The organism is Rhodovulum sp., assembly GCF_011048875.1.
Classification (GTDB): Bacteria; Pseudomonadota; Alphaproteobacteria; order Rhodobacterales; family Rhodobacteraceae; genus Rhodovulum; species Rhodovulum tesquicola.
In genome coordinates, this window is the sequence record NZ_DSDD01000038.1 from 1 (window position 1) to 2,204 (window position 2,204).

The 2,204-nt window shown below is 66.1% G+C and carries 3 protein-coding genes and 1 pseudogene; 1 reads left to right on the forward strand and 3 read right to left on the reverse strand.

Annotated features, from left to right (window positions below; all coding sequences use genetic code 11):
- Nucleotides 1–981, forward strand: a pseudogene (locus ENN83_RS01420) (translation initiation factor IF-2); the annotation flags it as partial.
- Between the two features lie 87 nt (nt 982–1,068).
- Here the strand turns inward: ENN83_RS01420 and ENN83_RS01425 are convergent.
- From ENN83_RS01425 to ENN83_RS01435, 3 genes are all read right to left on the reverse strand, one after another.
- The gene (locus ENN83_RS01425) at nt 1,069–1,203 is read right to left on the reverse strand and encodes a hypothetical protein (RefSeq protein WP_287183245.1); all 135 of its coding nucleotides are present in this window, start codon (nt 1,201–1,203) and stop codon (nt 1,069–1,071) included.
- A 139-nt stretch (nt 1,204–1,342) separates the two neighbouring features.
- On the reverse strand, nt 1,343–1,741 hold the full coding sequence (gene mutT, locus ENN83_RS01430; RefSeq protein WP_287183247.1) for an 8-oxo-dGTP diphosphatase MutT: 399 nt from the start codon (nt 1,739–1,741) through the stop codon (nt 1,343–1,345).
- Nucleotides 1,738–2,204, reverse strand: a 467-nt coding sequence (locus ENN83_RS01435) for a bifunctional ornithine acetyltransferase/N-acetylglutamate synthase (RefSeq protein WP_287183248.1), incomplete at its 5' end; no start/stop codon positions are given. The genes ENN83_RS01435 and mutT, both read right to left, overlap by 4 nt.

The following is a 2,204-nucleotide window of genomic DNA, read 5'->3' on the forward strand; positions in this document are numbered from 1 at the left end:
GAAGGCGCCGTGATCGAGGCGCAGCTCGACGTGGGCCGCGGCCCGGTCGCGACCGTGCTGGTCCAGAAGGGCACCCTGAAGAAGGGCGATATCTTCGTCGTGGGCGAGCAGTGGGGCAAGGTCCGTGCGCTGATCAACGACAAGGGCGAACGTGTCGACGAGGCCGGTCCGTCCGTCCCGGTCGAGGTGCTGGGCCTGAACGGAACGCCCGAGGCCGGCGACGTGCTGAACGTCGTCGAGACCGAGGCCCAGGCCCGCGAGATCGCCGAATACCGCGAGGCCAAGGCCAAGGAGAAACGCGCCGCCGCCGGGGCTGCCACGACGCTGGAACAGCTCATGGCCAAGGCCAAGGAGGACCAGAACGTCGCCGAGCTGCCGATCGTGGTCAAGGCCGACGTGCAGGGCTCGGCCGAGGCGATCGTCCAGGCGATGGAAAAGATTGGCAATGACGAGGTGCGCGTGCGCGTGCTGCATGCCGGCGTCGGCGCCATAACCGAAAGCGATGTGGGCCTTGCCGAGGCGTCCGGCGCGCCGATCATGGGCTTCAACGTGCGTGCCAACGCCCCCGCCCGCAGCGCCGCCAACCAGAAGGGCGTCGAGATCCGCTATTACAGCGTGATCTACGACCTCGTGGACGATGTGAAGGCGGCGGCCTCGGGCCTGCTGTCGGCCGAGATCCGCGAGACCTTCATCGGCTATGCTCAGATCCGCGAGGTCTTCAAGGTCTCGAATGTCGGCAAGGTTGCGGGCTGTCTGGTCACCGAAGGCGTAGCGCGGCGCTCCGCCGGGGTGCGTCTGCTGCGCGACAACGTGGTGATCCACGAAGGCACGCTGAAGACGCTCAAGCGCTTCAAGGACGAGGTGGCAGAGGTCCAGTCGGGCCAGGAATGCGGCATGGCCTTCGAGAATTACGAGGACATCCGCCAAGGCGACATTATCGAGATTTTCGAGCGGCAGGAGATCGAGCGCAAGCTCGCCTGATCCTTCGACCGGAAGAAACCACCCATCAAGGGGGCGTCCATCGGGCGCCCCTTTTCGTCATCGCCCCTCGGTCGGGATGCCGCTGCCTCAGGCGGCCTTGTTGACCGGCTTGCCCGTGAACAGTCGGTCACCAACCTTTACCACGATCCTGCCATCGGGCCGCCGCGCCACAAAGGCGCCTTGCACCGAAACGCAGGAGCCAATCAGGATCGTCCGGATCATTTCTTATCATCCTCAGGTTACAACGGTTCTTTTGTAACCGTTGCGTAAAATTTTTCGGAATTTTATTTCGCCTTTCGCCGCACCGCGCGCATGCGCGGAAACTTGCCGATCCGGACCCGCCCTGCCCCGCGGCGCCCCGCTACAGCCAATCTCGAAGCACGGGGATCAGCGGCAGATCGGCGGGCGGCATCGGATAGCTGCGCAGATCCTTCGCGCGCACCCAGGCCAGCGCCTGCCCCTCCTGCCCATGGGGCTGGCCTTCCCATTTGCGGCAGGCGAACAGCGGCATCAGCAGGTGGAAATCCTCGTAGCTGTGGCTGGCGAAACTCAGCGGCGCGAGGCAGCTGGCCCATGTGTCGATGCCCAGCTCTTCCTTCAACTCGCGCATCAAGGCCGCTTCGGGCGTCTCGCCCGGCTCGACCTTGCCGCCGGGAAACTCCCACAGGCCCGCCATCGACTTGCCCTCGGGCCGCTGCGCCAGCAGCACGCGGCCGTCCAAATCGACCAGCGCGACGGCCGCGACAAGAACGACCTTCACGACCGGTAATCGGCGTTGATGTCGATATAGCGATGCGTCAGGTCACAGGTCCAGACCGTCGCCGCCCCGCTGCCAAGGCCCAGATCCACCGCGATCACCAGTTCCGCGCGCCGCATATAGGCCGCGCCCGCCTCCTCGGCATAGCCCTCGGCGACCATGCCCTTCTCGGCCACCAGGATATCGCCGAACCGGATCGCCAGCAGGTCGCGGTCGGCCTTCGCCCCCGACTTGCCCACCGCCATCACGATCCGGCCCCAGTTCGGATCCTCGCCCGCGATCGCCGTCTTGACCAGCGGCGAATTGGCAATCGCCATTGCCACCTTCCTGGCATCCGCCGCGTTCGCCGCGCCGGTCACCGCGATCTCGACGAACTTGGTCGCCCCTTCGCCATCGCGCACCACCTGTTGCGCCAGATCCAGCATCACACCGCGCAGCGCCTCCTGAAAGACGCGGGCGCGCGCGC

What these genes read in the sequence shown, in the direction of transcription:
- ENN83_RS01425 (WP_287183245.1), bottom strand. Translation starts at nt 1,203, where the DNA reads ATGATCCGGACGATCCTGATTGGCTCCTGCGTTTCGGTGCAAGGCGCC.